The 333-nt window shown below is 55.6% G+C and carries 1 protein-coding gene; it reads right to left on the bottom strand.

Translation table 11 applies throughout. The features are described 5' to 3' along the window. A partial coding sequence (locus tag ACNPNW_RS04935; RefSeq protein ID WP_448766625.1) for a lyase family protein occupies nt 1-333 on the bottom strand: 333 nt, incomplete at both ends.

The raw sequence follows: 333 nt of genomic DNA on the forward strand, positions 1-333 counted from the left end.
ACGGTATCGAACATGCCTTCTTTGTCTTCCTGCATATCCTTGTTATACGCCAGAGGCAGAGACTTCAGTACGGTCAGCAGACCGATCAGGTTGCCGTAGACGCGGCCTGTTTTGCCCCGCACCAGCTCCGGTACATCCGGGTTCTTCTTCTGCGGCATAATGCTGCTGCCTGTGCAAAAAGCATCATCCAACTCCACGAAGCTGAACTCCGTGCTGCTCCATAGCACCAGTTCCTCGCTGAGCCGGGACAGATGCGTCATGACGAGCGCCGCGTTCGCCAGAAACTCCACAATGAAATCGCGGTCGCTGACCGCATCCAGGCTGTTCTCATAT

It is taken from the genome of Acinetobacter endophylla, from assembly GCF_053543775.1.